This window comes from Arthrobacter sp. Bz4 (assembly GCF_003075455.1).
In the GTDB taxonomy this organism is placed as follows: domain Bacteria; phylum Actinomycetota; class Actinomycetes; order Actinomycetales; family Micrococcaceae; genus Arthrobacter_D.
On the sequence record NZ_QDAE01000011.1, the window covers coordinates 55,740 to 68,495 of the forward strand.

The 12,756-nt window shown below is 64.8% G+C and carries 11 protein-coding genes; 4 read left to right on the plus strand and 7 right to left on the minus strand.

The window, feature by feature from the left end; genetic code table 11:
• Positions 1-6: 6 nt before the first annotated feature.
• Positions 7-1,710, minus strand: coding sequence for a DEAD/DEAH box helicase (locus DDA93_RS10065; RefSeq protein ID WP_019481658.1), 1,704 nt, complete (start codon positions 1,708-1,710; stop codon positions 7-9).
• Positions 1,711-1,978: 268 nt separating this feature from the next.
• Positions 1,979-3,307 carry an RNB domain-containing ribonuclease gene (locus DDA93_RS10070; protein ID WP_347693451.1) on the minus strand — a complete coding sequence of 443 codons (1,329 nt, stop codon included), beginning with the start codon at positions 3,305-3,307 and terminating at the stop codon, positions 1,979-1,981.
• Between the two features lie 269 nt (positions 3,308-3,576).
• On the opposite strand from DDA93_RS10070, the gene DDA93_RS10075 reads away from it, so the two are divergent.
• Positions 3,577-4,308 (plus strand): ferritin-like fold-containing protein, encoded by a 732-nt coding sequence (locus DDA93_RS10075; RefSeq protein ID WP_116778687.1) that lies wholly within the window; start codon positions 3,577-3,579, stop codon positions 4,306-4,308.
• Positions 4,309-4,463: 155 nt separating this feature from the next.
• Here DDA93_RS10075 and DDA93_RS10080 read toward each other — a convergent pair whose 3' ends face one another.
• From DDA93_RS10080 to DDA93_RS10095, 4 genes are read right to left on the minus strand one after another with little or no spacing between them, the layout of a single operon-like run.
• Complete coding sequence (locus tag DDA93_RS10080) at positions 4,464-5,927, minus strand: protein adenylyltransferase SelO (protein ID WP_116778688.1); 1,464 nt, start codon at positions 5,925-5,927, stop codon at positions 4,464-4,466.
• Between the two features lie 55 nt (positions 5,928-5,982).
• On the minus strand, positions 5,983-6,285 hold the full coding sequence (locus DDA93_RS10085) for a hypothetical protein (RefSeq protein WP_019481662.1): 303 nt from the start codon (positions 6,283-6,285) through the stop codon (positions 5,983-5,985).
• Between the two features lie 29 nt (positions 6,286-6,314).
• Entirely contained in the window at positions 6,315-6,539 is a 225-nt protein-coding gene (locus DDA93_RS10090; RefSeq protein WP_019481663.1) for a DUF3107 domain-containing protein, read from the minus strand.
• A gap of 60 nt (positions 6,540-6,599) precedes the next feature.
• Entirely contained in the window at positions 6,600-7,220 is a 621-nt protein-coding gene (locus tag DDA93_RS10095) for a TetR/AcrR family transcriptional regulator (RefSeq protein WP_237715215.1), read from the minus strand.
• A gap of 137 nt (positions 7,221-7,357) precedes the next feature.
• Between DDA93_RS10095 and moeB the strand changes: the two genes are divergently transcribed.
• Positions 7,358-8,530 carry a molybdopterin-synthase adenylyltransferase MoeB gene (gene moeB / locus DDA93_RS10100; protein ID WP_116778689.1) on the plus strand — a complete coding sequence of 391 codons (1,173 nt, stop codon included), beginning with the start codon at positions 7,358-7,360 and terminating at the stop codon, positions 8,528-8,530.
• Between the two features lie 135 nt (positions 8,531-8,665).
• On the opposite strand, the gene DDA93_RS10105 is transcribed toward moeB, so the two are convergent.
• Complete coding sequence (locus DDA93_RS10105) at positions 8,666-9,988, minus strand: glutamyl-tRNA reductase (RefSeq protein WP_019481666.1); 1,323 nt, start codon at positions 9,986-9,988, stop codon at positions 8,666-8,668.
• A 202-nt stretch (positions 9,989-10,190) separates the two neighbouring features.
• Between DDA93_RS10105 and hemE the strand changes: the two genes are divergently transcribed.
• Both hemE and hemG read left to right on the plus strand, forming a co-directional pair.
• Positions 10,191-11,252 (plus strand): uroporphyrinogen decarboxylase, encoded by a 1,062-nt coding sequence (hemE, locus tag DDA93_RS10110; protein ID WP_116778690.1) that lies wholly within the window; start codon positions 10,191-10,193, stop codon positions 11,250-11,252.
• Between the two features lie 2 nt (positions 11,253-11,254).
• The gene (hemG, locus tag DDA93_RS10115) at positions 11,255-12,721 is read left to right on the plus strand and encodes a protoporphyrinogen oxidase (RefSeq protein ID WP_116778691.1); all 1,467 of its coding nucleotides are present in this window, start codon (positions 11,255-11,257) and stop codon (positions 12,719-12,721) included.
• Positions 12,722-12,756 lie beyond the last annotated feature (35 nt).

Consider the following 12,756-nt stretch of genomic DNA (forward strand, 5'->3'; position numbering starts at 1 on the left):
TTGTGCCTAGCCCTCGGCTCCGGCTGCAGGCTTGTTCACTACCTCACCGTTGCGGCTCCGGGTGCGGGAGCGGCTGCGGCGGGGACGGTCGGTGGCCGGTGCGTTGTCGGCACCCGATGCTGGCGCGCTGGCTGCCGTCTGGCGTGACGGTGCAGATTCTTCGGCTGATCCGCCCGAACGACGGCGGCGGTTGCCGGAGCTTTCGCCGGATTTCTGGGAGTCGCGCTGATCGGACGACCGTGAGCGGTCGCCGCCGCGTGAACGGTCACCGCCGCCGGAGCGCTCCGAGCCGCGTCCCCTGCCGGAGCCGTGTGACTCGGGGGCTGCACGATGCTTCTTGCCCGTCTCGCCGAGATCCTCAAGTGTTTCGGCGTTGATGCCTGCGAGGGTCCGCTTGTCCCGGGGTAGCCGTCCCTTGGTGCCCTCGGGGATGTCAAGTTCCTCGTAGAGGTGTGGGGATGAGGAATAAGTCTCCACGGGCTCGGCAGCGTTAAGGCCGAGAGCCTTGTTGATCAGGCCCCAGCGTGGCATGTCGTCCCAGTCCACGAAGGTGACGGCTGTGCCCTTCTTGCCGGCCCGGCCGGTGCGGCCGACCCGGTGCAGATAGGCTTTCTCGTCCTCGGGGCACTGGTAATTGATCACGTGGGTGATGTCTTCCACGTCGATGCCCCGGGCTGCCACCTCGGTGGCCACGAGGACGTCAATCTTGTCTCCGCGGAAGGCCCGAAGCGCCTGCTCCCGGGCGCCCTGGCCCAGGTCTCCGTGGATCGCCCCGGCCGCGAAGCCGCGGTCAATCAGTTCCTCGGACAGCTTGGCGGCGGTGCGTTTGGTCTTGGTGAAAATGATGGTGCGCCCACGGCCCCGGGACTGCAGGATCCGGGCCACCACCTCGGCCTTGTCGAGGTTATGTGCCCGGTAGATGACCTGACGGATATCCTTCTTGGTGATTCCCTCGTCCTCGGGATCAGCCGCGCGGATGTGGGTCGGCTGGGTCATGTACCGGCGTGCCATAGCTACCACCGGGCCGGGCATGGTCGCTGAGAACAGCATGGTCTGCCGTACAGCCGGGGTGCCGGCGATCAACGTTTCGACGTCGGGCAGGAACCCGAGGTCAAGCATTTCGTCGGCCTCGTCCAACACCACCAGTTTCACATTGGCGAGGGAGAGCAGCTTCTGGCGGTACAGGTCGATCAGACGGCCGGGGGTGCCGACCACGATCTCGGTGCCCTTCTTGAGCGCTTCGATCTGTGGCTCATAGGCGCGGCCACCGTAAATGGTGACGATCCGGGCGTGACGCTTCTTGGCGGCGGTGGTGAGGTCACCAGCAACCTGGACGGCGAGTTCGCGGGTAGGAACCACGATGAGCGCCTGGGGGGCGCCCGGCACAGGCAGTCGGTCGTAGCCGTCGTCCTTGGGGGCGACGACGCGCTGCAGGGCGGGAATACCGAAGCCGAGTGTCTTACCGGTGCCGGTCTTGGCCTGGCCGATGATGTCATGTCCGCCCAGGGCGATTGACAGGGTCATGGCCTGGATGGGGAACGGGTGGATAATCCCGGCATCAGCCAGGGACTCCACAATGTCTGCACGGACGTTGAAGTCCGCGAACGTTTCTTCGGCCTCTTTATGGGGCTCCTCGGTGGTTACCAGTGTCTCCTCGACGAAGATCTCGTCGTCGCTGTTGTCGGCATGGAGATGATGGGTGTCTGTCACCTGGGTGTTTTCAGTGTTCAATTAAATACCGTTCATTTAGGCCGTACGGCCGCTGGATCTCGACGGGTGGCTGACGTGTGGTCAGCCCGGAGGAACAGGCGCATGGCGTCCAGTGGAAGCCGATCGCGGGCTTACGACTGCAGGCCGGGGATTCGGACGAATCCTGTCGGCTAAGAAGAACTCAAGATCGCGTAGGTACTTGCGGGTCAGGGGTAACTTATCAGGGAATGATGAGTACGACCGGGCATCCATTACTACGCAGTAAACTCTACCCTGCCCCGGCCGGCGTGCCCGACACGCCGGGACCGGCCGGGCCATTGATCAGTTCGAAGCGGGTAACACGGGCATCGATGTCAGCACGTACCAGGCGCACCCGGACAGCCTCGCCGGCAACCAGGTCCCCCTCACACCTCGCCTCGAAGGCCGGGTTGGCCAGCTGGATGGTTCCGACGGGCAGATAGCCGTTCTGCGAGTTTCCGTTAGGCGGTTTGGCCCCGGAGATGACGACCGCGTCGAATTCCTGCCCAACCAGATTACTCAGCAACGCTGCCTCGACGGCGTCCAGTGCGCCGCGTTCGAGCCGGGAGGAGAGTTGGTTGGACGAGTTCATTAGCGAGTTGAGTTCCGGAAGTGCGTCGCGCGCCCACGCCGGGACCTCGGTGTCGCCGCACAGGGCGGCGCAGATCACCAGAACGAAACGGTCAACCAGCCGCCGCAGCGGCGCTGTGGTGTGAGCATAGGGAGCGGCAATGGCAGCCTGGCTCATGGCGGCGGGGAGTTCGCCGTCGAACGCTGTATAACCGGCGCCCCTGAACAGGGACGCCGCCGCATGCATCAGTGAGAGCTGGCGGGGATCGGTGGTGTCAAGGCTGCGCAGGAATTCCCCGTACGCCATACCCTCCGGCCAGGGTGTGCCGAGCACCCGCGCCTGCTGGCGGAAGCGGGCCACGGACTCCCGGTCCGGCGGGGGCATGGTGCGCAGCACACCGATTTTTCCGTCGATCATCAACTGAGCGGCGGCCATCCCCGTCATCAGGGAAATTTGTGCGTTCCAGTCCTCCGCCGGGAGCGGTGGCGACGTCAGAATGAAGTACCTGTCGCCGTCGTTGGCTATCTCCTGCTCGGGAAGGTTGAGGCTGGCGCCTCCACGGAGGCGTTCCAGCTCGATCCGTAGGAGCCCCACTTCCCGGAGGAGGAGCAGATTCTCGGGGGCGCCGCCTGAGTCGATGTCGCGCTGCACCTGTTCGTAGGTGAGCTGGGCCCGGCTGCGGATGAGGGCGCGTCGCAGGTCGGTCTCCTCGACCTCGCCCGCCTCGTTTAACTCGAACTGCCACACGTAGGCCGGGCGAACCAGCCCAGGCAGAAGACTGGCAGCGTCCTCGGAAATGATCTCGGGGTGGAGCGAGATCCTGCCGTCCGGGGCGTAGACCGTCTGGCCACGGCGTCGGGCCTCCAGATCAATCGCACCACCCGGCGCCACGAATGCCGGCACGTCGGCGATCGCATACCAGACCCGGTACCCGGACCCGCGGCGTTCCAGATGGACTGCCTGATCCAGGTCAATGGATCCGGGTGGATCAATAGTGATGAAGCCCAGGTCGTCAGATCGGTATCCGGGCGGGAATGGTTCCTGACCGCGTGCTCAGCTTCGGCGAGCACCTCGGGCGGGAAGTCGGACTCGAGGCCCAACTCCTCCCGGAGGAGCTGCAGGGAACGGGTCAGCTGCAGCTGGGAATTCCGATTCGACAAATCAAGATGCGAGTACGGCACAATCTCAACCGTAATACACCGACCGACCGCCCACCGGATCGCGCGCAGCGCGCGTCACCGGGTTTCAGGCGTTCGGGCACCGGTACCCTTAACCCCATGAGTTCACTGCCGTCCTCCCCTCCCCAGCAGGCCTCCGACGAGCACACCGCCGGAACGCAGCCCCGGCTCCCTGCGGACCCCCGCTACGCACGGTTCATCGTTGACCTGTTCGGGGTGATGGCTTACGGCGAACTCTCAGGATTTGAGCGGCTGTCCTCAGACGCGCGTTTCTCTCCCACCCTCCATGACCGGGCCACCCTTGGCCGGTTGGCTGTCAAAGAGTTTGAGCACTTCGAAATGGTCAGCAACCACCTGGCTGTGTTGGGGGTGGACGTCGAGACCGCGATGTCCCCCTTCCAACCGTCAATCGATTCTTTTCACGAGCGAACCCGGCCAGCCGACTGGTACGAGTCGCTGATGAAGGCGTACGTGATCGACGCGATCTCCGCCGACTTCTATACGGCGCTCGCCGGACGGCTGGATGCATCGACCCGAGAGCTGATCGGACGGATCCAGGCTGCCGATGAGCAGGGGCCGCTGCTGCAGGAACGGCTGCAGGAGGCACTTGCCGACGACCCGCGGTTGGCTTCCCGCCTGGCGCTGTGGGGCAGGCGACTGGTCGGGGAGGCTCTCACCCAGGCGCAGCGCATCGGAATTGAGCGAGCATTCCTCGGCGCGCTGCTGTTCGCAGGAGCCGAGGAAGACCAGGAGAAGGAGACGCTGCTGTTGTTTTCCCAGCTCACCCGCAACCACTCCCGCCGCATGAGCCTGCTCGGTCTGACCGCTTAGTTCGCTTCCATCGGCCTGCGGCGGTTTTGTTTCCCCCGTCGGCGCCCTGCTGAGCGTGCGCCTGCCCATTTGCCTCAGGCCTGCGCCGTGGCGCATTGCGCCGGTCGACATGCCGCTGACATTCTTCGGCGTCAGGCAGGCGAAGGCGAACGAATTTAGGTCCCGCAGAAAGTCCGGTACGCGCCGAAATCGTCGGGTGCGGCAGCAGCATAACGTTCCAGCCCGGGCCGCTCGTCGTAGGGCGAGGTTACGGCTTCCAGCAGTCGTTCAAACGGCACCAGATCCCCACCCGTCGCAGCTGCCAGGGCTTCCTCCACCAGATGATTGCGCGGGATGTAGACGGGGTTGAACCGGCCCATTGCGACGGCGTCTGGCCCAAGGGCACGCCAGCGGTGGAGCCAGGCGTCGACCCCTTCAGTATCGGCAAAGTGGGTCCGCGTCAGATCGGCGTCGCCCCGGGCGGCAGCGCCGAGGCTCCTGAAGAAGGAGGTGTAATCGACCCGATCAGCCTGAAGCAGTGCGAGTAGCTCATCGATCAGGGGCAGGAGCACCGAATCATCAGGGTTGCCGGCCAGGCCGAGTTTGGCTTTCATCCCGGTCGCCCACGCGTCGCCATACTGGCGACGGAACCCGCCGAGCGCGTCGGTGGCCATTGCGACTGCCTTCTCCTGGTCCTCGTGGAGGAGGGGCAGGAGGGCTTCAGCAAGCCGGGCTAGGTTCCATTCGGCCACTACCGGCTGGTTGGCGTACGCATACCGCCCGCTCTCGTCGATTGAGCTGTACACCGCCGCTGGGTTGAATTCATCCATAAAGGCGCAGGGCCCATAGTCGATGGTCTCGCCCGAGATGGTCATGTTATCGGTGTTCATGACGCCGTGAACAAACCCGATCAGCATCCACCGAGCCACCAGGGCCGCCTGCGCAGCCATTACCGCCTCGAACAGGGCGAGGTAGGGGTGCTCGGATTGAGCAGCTCCGGGATAGTGGCGGGCTAGCGCGTGATCGGCTAGGCGGCGGATCAGGCCGACGTCGCCGGTCGCCTGGGCAAACTGGAAGCTACCCACCCGCAGGTGGCTGCCAGCCACCCGGGCGAGAACGGCACCTGGCAGGAGAGTCTCGCGGCGTACCTGCCGTCCGGTGGCTACGACGGCGAGAGCCCGGGTGGTGGGGATACCCAAGGCATGCATGGACTCGCTGATGAGGTACTCGCGGAGCATCGGTCCTACGGCCGCCAACCCGTCGCCCCCACGGGCAAACGGTGTGCGCCCGGAACCTTTCAGATGGAGATCGTGTATCCCGCCCGCAGGATCGGTGATTTCACCGAGGAGAAGTGCCCGGCCATCACCGAGGCGAGGGGAGAATCCGCCGAACTGGTGGCCGGAATAGGCCTGGGCCACCGGGGTGGCACCCGGCGGCAGCAAAGTGCCGGTCAAAAGCCGCGAACCCTCGGCGGTCCGCAGCGACTCCGAATCGAGCCCCAGCTGGGCTGCGAGTGGGACGTTGAGGACCAGTAACCGGGGATCAGGCGCTTCGTCGGCTTGCCAGGGAACAGCCATTTCGCTCAGTTCCCGAGCGAAACGGTCGTCGAGGGTAACGGCTAGCTGCGGTGCGACACTCATCTAACGAGCGTACAGCGGGCACCGGGCGGGGTGCAGCCCGAATAAGTTTTCCACGCTAGTCATCAGCGACTCTCCTGAACGCCTCCGCTTCTTCCGTTTCACGGTGTCGTCCCAGCCACCAGGCAATGGCGATGGTGAGCAGTGTCGACGCGAGAATGGGGAGGGCCCAACTGAGCCAGAAGAGGGTCGGGTCATACCCTAGCCCCGTGAACTGCACGACGATCCATCCCAGTAGCCCCGAGACCAGGGCAATCCCGGGAAGGACCAGGGGGTTGTACCGCTGATGGCGTCGGTCGGTGATCCGCACGGCGAAGCCGATCACCAGGGTCGCGGCAGCGACGGCGATCAGTGTCAGCATGGTCGCCCCCGCCCGCCCTCAAGACCCGTTTAGAGTGCCCCGAACCCTACCCGGCGCGACTCTTCGGCACCGATTTCAACGTAGCCGAGAACGTTCGAGGGGACGATCACGTGGCGGCCCTTGCTGTCGGCCAACCGCAGTTCAGCCCCGCCGTTCATGGCCTTCGCGACAATGTCAGCAACCTCGTCGGCTGTCTGCTCGGATTCGAGAACGATTTCCCGATTGACGTTCTGGATACCAATTTTGATTTCCATGGCGGTTTCCTCCTGATGTTGCGGTAACTGGGTGGGTAAGTGCCCTCACTGGAACTTACTCTAGATTTCCTTGGGGAAGCGACTGATTCCGCGCCAAGCTAAACGGTAAATCAGCTCGCTGGCAGCATCGATGTCCATGGTGCCGTCGGTCTCCAGCCAGTACCGTGCACTGACCTGCGCCATACCAGCAAGGCCGTGTCCCAGAAGGGTGGCTTCCAGATGGGACAGGTGGGTATCTTCAGCAATAACCCCGGCGATGGCATCAGCGAACCGGGCGTTGAACTCCTCGAGCCGACCACTGACGTCGGGGTCGTTGAACAAGTCAGATTCAAACACCAGCCGGTGGGCCTGACTGTCCTGGGCGATGAACTGGAAATAGGCGCGCATGGTTGCGTGGACCCGCAGCTTGTTATCGCTGGTGGACTGTAGCGCCTCGACAAGCAGTGCGGTCAGCTCAGCCAAATGATTCTCCAGCAGTGCCAGATACAGCTCCCGTTTGCCCGGGAAGTGCTGGTACAACACCGGTTTGCTGACCTTGGCCACCTCGGCGATCTCGTCCATCGCGGCACCGTGGTACCCATTGGCAACAAACACTTCGTGGGCAGCGTTCAACAACTGACGCCTCCGCTCGTCTCGCGGGAGGCGTGTGGCTTTGCCGCCGGTCGGTGCTTCTGCGCTCACGCTTGGTTTGGCCTTTGATCGTTGGGACGGGTTCACTCTGGGGCGATGGCCCGGGGGAGTAGCCACCAGTTTACCCGCGGGTAACCTCGGGATGGCACGGCTGGCCTCCGATAGTTCTACGGGCATACATTTGATGCATGAGCTCACCTGTAGCAGGGCTTGACCCCCTGGTTGCCCCGCATGCAGATCTATCGCGTGAGGAGACCGAACGGTATTCCCGCCACCTGATCATTCCCGGTTTTGGTCTGACCGCCCAGCAGCGGTTGAAGAACGCCCGGGTGCTGGTGATCGGGGCCGGCGGGCTGGGCTCCCCGGCGTTGCTGTATCTGGCGGCAGCGGGCGTGGGCACTATCGGGATTGTCGACGACGACGTCGTCGACGTTTCGAACCTGCAGCGGCAGATCATTCACGGGGTGTCGAACGTTGGGCAGCCGAAAGCACAGTCGGCTGCGGAGAGCATCGCGGAGCTGAACCCGCTGGTGACCGTCCAACAGCATGTGGTGCGCCTGGACAACAGCAACGCGTTGCAGATTTTCGCAGAATACGATCTGATCCTGGACGGAACTGACAATTTTGCGACCCGCTACCTGGTCAGCGACGCCGCGGAAATCCTCGGCAAGCCCTATGTGTGGGGGTCGATTCTGCGGTTCGACGGCCAGGTGAGTGTGTTCTGGGCTCAGCACGGTCCGAGCTACCGTGATCTTTACCCGGATGCCCCGCCGCCCGGCTCGGTGCCGTCCTGCGCCGAGGGTGGAGTTCTCGGCGTCCTCTGCGCGCAGATCGGTTCGGCGATGGTCAACGAAGCGATCAAGCTCATCACCGGCACGGGGGTTTCCCTTTTGGGTCGGGTGCTGATCTTCGACGCCCTGGAAATGACCTGGCGCGAGGTCCGGGTCCGCCGGGATCCAGACGCGGCCCCAGTGACCGAGCTGATCGACTATCAGGCGTTCTGCGGTCTGCCGACCGGGAAGGCACCCGCTGTGCCCTCAGTCAGCGTGGTCGAACTGGACAAGTTGCTGCGCGAACGCGGGAGTGGAAGCAGGGATTTCGACCTCATCGATGTCAGGGAACCGGGTGAATACGAGATTGTCAGCATCGACGGGGCCACCCTGATGCCCAGGAACTCAATCCTGTCCGGGGAGCGGGCGGTCAGCCGTGACAGGGACGTGTATGTGCATTGCAAGGCGGGCAGCCGGTCGGCTGACATCGTGCAGCACCTTCGCACGGCAGGAAACTCCCGGGTCTACAACGTTGACGGCGGCATCCTCGAATGGGTCAAGCGGATTGAGCCCGACAAGCCGGTCTACTAGGCCCCCAGCCAGAAGTCAGGCGCCGTCGTCGAACACTTGTGCAGCTGTGGTGGATTTGCCCCGGGATGAGCGGCAGAGGCGGTCCAGGGCGGTCGGGGATGCAGCGACTTGATCGCCCGAACGAAACTGCGAGCGTTACGCAGTGCCCGTCGCTGGCGGATCCTGCCGCACCGGGCAGCTGGCCTCAGCCGACTGGTCGGCAGGCGCCTCAAGGTCGATACCGTAGAGGGCTTCAAGGGCGGCCGCATAATCCTGCTGTCGTCCTTCGGCTGCCAGTTCCCGGGCGCGCACGGTTGGAACGTGGAGCAGTTGGCGGACCATCCTGCGGAGCGCGAACTCCACTTCCTCGGCGGCGGCGGTGCAGCCGTGTTGCGCCCTGACTTTCTGCATCTCAGATTCGAGTACCTGCTGGGTGTGCTTCCGCAAGGCAACGATAGCGGTGTCCATGGCCCGTGAGTTCTGCCGGTCCTGGAAAGAGCGGGCTGCTTCGGCCACGAGGGAACTTGCCTGGCTGAGCGCTGCCGCCTGCTCGCTCGGCGCTGCGAGCCGGACCGACTCGAGGGTAATCAGTTCGACGTCGTCTAGGGAGCCCACCGCCGGGTCGAAGTCGTGGCTGAGGGCCAGGTCGACGACGATGAGCTGCTTGTCGACGCTGGCGCGAACACGCTCGACGTCGGCGGCCTCCACCCGGTTGTCGCTGCCGCTGCAACCCACCACAATATCGGCGGTAGCCAGTGCTGCCGGAAGGTCATCGGCGGTGAGGGCTACGCCACCGCGGGTGGATACGAAAGCCTCGGAGCGCCCGGAGGAGGAAAACACTGAGATGTCAGTGCAGCCCTTTTCCTTCAGCAGGGCCATCGTTGCACCGGCGTACGCGCCGGTCCCAAACACCACCACTGACTTGTCGGTGAATTCGCGGGTCAGCGACAGATCGGCGGCAAGCTCCAACGCCACTGAAACGATTGACCGGCCCTGGCTGCCCAGAGCCGTCTGCGCCCCGACGTCCTTGGCGGTGCGAGAGGCTTCCTGAAACAGCCGGACGAGAGGGCCACTGGTGGTGCCGTTGGCCTGAGATTCGATCAGGGCCCGGCGGACCTGCCCGGCGATCTCGCGTTCGCCAACCACAGCTGAGTCAAGGCCTGCTCCGACGGCAAACAGGTGGCGGGCCACGTCTTCACCGGTGCGTGTGGTGAACGCCGAGGATACCCAGCTTTCCGGCAACCCGGACAGTCCGCTGATGCGGGTGATGACTGCAGAGCGTGCGGCCTCGACGTCGTCTGCGGAGGCGGCATCACAGTAAATTTCGAGGCGGTTGCAGGTGGCCAGGGTGACCGCCCCTGAGACGGCGGGCCCGTCAGCGAGCACGGCGGATGCGACTTGGTCGGCGCCGACACTTAGTCGGGCGACGGTTTCCAAGTCCACATCGGAATGGGTTGCAACCAGAGATAGTAAAACCACAGCTCACTCAGCATAGCGAAACGTGCTTCCAAGGCATGAATAGGTATGCCTAAGTTCGGCGTCTTTTCGCCCGTTCCGGCGATCCTCGGCGGGGTGAGGTTCGCCACCCGGCCAGCGCTTTTGCCCGGCCCCCGGAGAGGGGCAAGCCCCGCTGGTGTCCGGTGGGTTAACCGAAACCGCCCGAACTTGGCACAATCGAGATATGACTCTAAGTGCAACACACCCCCTGGTAGATGGCCGGACTTCCTCCTCGCCGCTGATCTCGGCCTACCGCGGTGAGCGTCCCAGCAGGCGTCCGGTGTGGTTCATGCGCCAGGCCGGTCGGTCCCTGCCCGAATATCGGGCACTGCGGCAGGGGACGGCGATGCTCGATTCGTGCCTCGATCCGGCGATGGCCTCTGAAATTACCCTCCAGCCGGTTCGCAGGCATGACGTCGACGCCGCCATTTTCTTCTCCGATATCGTCATCCCGCTCAAGTTGGCCGGCGTAGACGTCGATATTGTGCCAGGGGTCGGGCCGGTGCTCGGTACACCAGTCCGCACCGCCGCGGATGTTGCAGCGCTTCCGGAACTGACCGATGAGGCGCTCGAACCTATCCGGCAGGCAGTCGCCCTGACCGTCGCTGAGCTCGGAAGCACCCCGCTCATCGGGTTCGCTGGCGCCCCCTTCACCCTCGCCGCCTACATGGTTGAGGGCAAACCGTCCCGGGATCACCTCGGCCCACGGACCATGATGCATGCCGATCCGGAAACCTGGGGTGCGCTGACACGCTGGGCTGCCGACGCTTCGGGGAAGTTCCTGAAGGCCCAGCTGGAGGCTGGGGCGAGTGCCGCCCAGCTTTTCGACTCCTGGGCAGGCTCACTGGGCCTGGCCGATTATCAGGCGCACGTCGCCCCGGCGTCCGGACGGGCGCTGGACTTTGTGCGAGGCCTCGGAGCGCCTCTGATTCACTTCGGAACCGGTACTTCGGAACTCCTGGTGGCAATGCATGATGTTGGTGTCGATGTGGTCGGAGTTGACTACCGGCTGCCCCTCGACGAAGCCAATCGTCGGCTCGGTGGCGCAGTTCCCCTGCAGGGCAACATTGACCCGGCGCTGCTCTCAGCTCCGTGGAAGGTCCTCGAGGCCCACGTGCTCGACGTGCTGAAGGCGGGTTCGGCCGCCCCCGGCCATGTCGTCAACCTCGGCCACGGCGTGCCCCCTGAAACCGACCCGGCGGTCCTGACAAGGATTGTTCAACTCATCCACTCGGTGGAACCGTAACGATGCCGCACCGTAGCAGTGCCCCACGCGTAACGCCGGGTAAACCCGTCGTTGTTGTTGGGGGCGGGATGGCCGGATTGATCGTGGCCCGCGAGCTGTTGGCCCGCGGTCTGACCGTGACGGTCCTCGAACGGTCATCAGCCTTCGGTGGCTGCGTGGCCGACCACGAGGTGGCGGGCTTAAGGCTTGACAGCGGAGCTGAATCGTATTCCACCCGTTCGGACACTGTGCCCGCCCTGGCACGTCAGCTTGGCCTGGCCGACCGCCTCGTCATCCCTAACCCGGCGGGAGCGTGGATCAGGTTCCCCGGCAAAGACCCCCAGCACAGTGCCATGCCCCTGCCTCGTAGCGGCATCCTCGGTATTCCCGCGGATGTACTCGACCCCGAGATCGTGCGGGCCATCGGCAGGGCTGGGGCGTTGCGGGCATCACTGGACAAGGTGCTCCCGCTGGGCAGCCTGTACAAAGACGAGGGAATCAGCCTGGGCGAGGTGGTGCGCGCCCGGATGGGCATCGACGTCCTCACCCGCCTGGTTGCGCCGGTTGTTGGCGGAGTGTTCTCGGCTGATCCCGATGACCTTGACGTTGATTCCGTGGCGCCCGGACTTCGCAAAATGATGAAGCACCACGGATCGCTCGGTGCGGCAGTGGGCGCCATGCGCGCTGCAGCGCCCGCCGGCTCGGCCGTCGGGGGCCTGAGCGGGGGCATGGCCCAACTCACCGCTGCGTTGACCGACGAACTTCGTGCTGGCGGAGCCGATCTCAGACCGGACAGTGAGGCGCTCTCAATCGCCCGGTCGGGAACGGGCTGGACGGTAACCACCGCCAGCGGCCCCATTGCAGCCGAGGCGCTGGTGATGGCGGTGGACGGGCCAGGCGCCGTCGACCTTCTCGGTGATGCACTGCCAAGGCTGCGGGAGGACCGCCCCCAGGCGGTTCCGGGGGTGGCTTTGGTGACCCTCGTCGTCGACGTTCCGGAACTCGATGCCCACCCGCGGGGGACCGGGGTGCTGGTAGCAGCCGGGGCTGAGGGCGTCAGCGCCAAAGCGCTCACCCACGCCACCGCGAAATGGTCCTGGCTCGCGGATCAGGCGGGCCCGGGCAGCCACGTGCTCAGGCTTTCCTACGGGCGGGCAGGTCAGCTCGGCGATGAACTGGCCGACGACACCGCGCTCTACGGGGCAGCGCTCGCCGACGCCTCAGCGCTCCTCGAGACCACCATTGATGAAGCTGACGTGGTGGGATGGAAAGTGGTCCGCTGGAACGGTGCCCTGCCCCACGCTTCGGTAGGTCACCGTGACCTGGTGGCACGGGTTCGTGCCGCCGCGGCCTCGGAACGCCACCTGGAAATCACTGGTGCGTGGCTCGCTGGAACAGGTCTGGTCGCCGTCATTGACGACGCCAGGGTGAGAGCCAAAGCCCTCGCTGATCGGTTGGCCCCGCAGGCCAGCGACCCAACTGGTCTGTGATCTTCGCGACTTTCTACGCGCAGTAGAACCTCAGA

Coding starts and splice junctions, on each gene's coding strand:
- DDA93_RS10075 (WP_116778687.1), top strand. CDS start 3,577: ATGAGTTCACTGCCGTCCTCCCCTCCCCAGCAGGCCTCCGACGAGCAC.
- DDA93_RS10080 (WP_116778688.1), bottom strand. CDS start 5,927: ATGAGTGTCGCACCGCAGCTAGCCGTTACCCTCGACGACCGTTTCGCT.
- DDA93_RS10085 (WP_019481662.1), bottom strand. CDS start 6,285: ATGCTGACACTGATCGCCGTCGCTGCCGCGACCCTGGTGATCGGCTTC.
- DDA93_RS10090 (WP_019481663.1), bottom strand. CDS start 6,539: ATGGAAATCAAAATTGGTATCCAGAACGTCAATCGGGAAATCGTTCTC.
- moeB (WP_116778689.1), top strand. CDS start 7,358: ATGAGCTCACCTGTAGCAGGGCTTGACCCCCTGGTTGCCCCGCATGCA.
- hemE (WP_116778690.1), top strand. CDS start 10,191: ATGACTCTAAGTGCAACACACCCCCTGGTAGATGGCCGGACTTCCTCC.
- hemG (WP_116778691.1), top strand. CDS start 11,255: ATGCCGCACCGTAGCAGTGCCCCACGCGTAACGCCGGGTAAACCCGTC.